The organism is Emticicia fontis (assembly GCF_054779675.1).
Map to the genome: position 1 here is coordinate 1 of NZ_BAAGXU010000041.1, position 1,448 is coordinate 1,448.

Here is a 1,448-nt window from a genome sequence, read left to right on the forward strand (position 1 = left end):
AAACATGAGTCATCCCGAATTTTGAGTAATTGCTAGATTGAGTAAGCAATTGGAGATAGCTAATCTTAATCTGTAAATCGGTATCGAAGCTAATCGGTACCGATTTCCTGTTCTATGACACCAGTTTTTAAGCAGGATAGGGATAAAACTGCTCCAATTTCGAAGCATCGAGAGTAAGAAGTCATAGACTAAAGTTACAATAGCCATCAGTTTGAGTCTATTCTCCCAAAACCAAAGCCTTGGTGATTCTAACCCTAATTCAGCTTTTCCTACCCGAAACGCCTGTTCTATATTCCAGCGATGCATATAAGAATGTAACATTTGCCAGGCATCTGTGTTGGATAGAACAGGACAACAAGTAAGCAGATACATAGGTGATTGGCTACCCTTTTTATCTCTAACCACAATCAGGTAAAGAGGCAGTTGTGGGAAGTCAGGATGAGCGACTTCACAAAAAGCTAGGCAAACATGTTTAACGATTTTGCGTTGATTATCAACTACAAGTTTTTTGGTAGTGGTTTTCAATGAACGAGCAAGCTGACAGGTTTGCTTAGTTCCTTTCTGAGGATGAATCAATAAGATATTTCTCTTCCATCGAACCAGAAAGTCTTGTTGGAAGTGAGTCATCCACTCAATTGTCCAAGCACAGGCATAGCCTCTGTCAAGCACATGTAAAGTTCTCACTATCAAGGACTCATTGAGTTTTCTGAGCATGCGGAACATGATATTAGAAGCGTATTCCTTGTATTTACCTCTGGAAGTCCACCAACTCATCTGGCAAACTGAGGGAATTTCTCCTAAAGCACTTACTAATACAGCTGTCCAATGAAAGCCTGGTACACATATCCGACTCGCTGGTGGGTGATAAAAGCCTGTCTTGACTTTCATCAATCGCTTACCCTTGCTGCTTTCTACACTACATAAGCCTTCTGCAAACCAAGATTCTGGCTTTTCTATCCGACTGTCATCCCACAACAACAGGGGGCGTAATCCTTCAGATTGTAAGGCCTTGATGCGTTCTTTGGCCTTGGCAAATAAAAAGTTGTCAATCAACTTACTCGCCCATTTCTTGCTCCGAAGCAGATTACTGATGCGTTTGGTGCCTGCGGGTGCATGAGCAAAACCACAAATATACCCTCCTAACTCACTGAGTAATAAGCCCATCTTTTGGTTACGGAATACAAGAATTGCCGTAAATAAATCAAAAAAGGTACGACTTAAACGTTTATCTATTTGAGTATCAAGTTCATAAAGAAGGCTTTGAAGATATTGATTGGATTGACTCAGAAGAAAATTACCCGACTTATTGCTACTATTCTTGGTTTTCGATAATATTGCGAACATAAAAAGACCTCCTGGGAAAAATTTGCGTTTGTAGTAATTCACAAATTTAACCAGAAGGTTCTTTTTTTTATTTGTCATCCCAAAATTCGGGATGACTCATGTTT

General features: G+C 39.8%; 1 protein-coding gene. It reads right to left on the reverse strand.

Features of this window, described 5'->3' with window-relative positions; genetic code table 11:
- Positions 1 to 9: 9 nt before the first annotated feature.
- Positions 10 to 1,344, reverse strand: coding sequence for a transposase (locus ACYVFA_RS19595; RefSeq protein ID WP_460473553.1), 1,335 nt, complete (start codon positions 1,342 to 1,344; stop codon positions 10 to 12).
- Positions 1,345 to 1,448 lie beyond the last annotated feature (104 nt).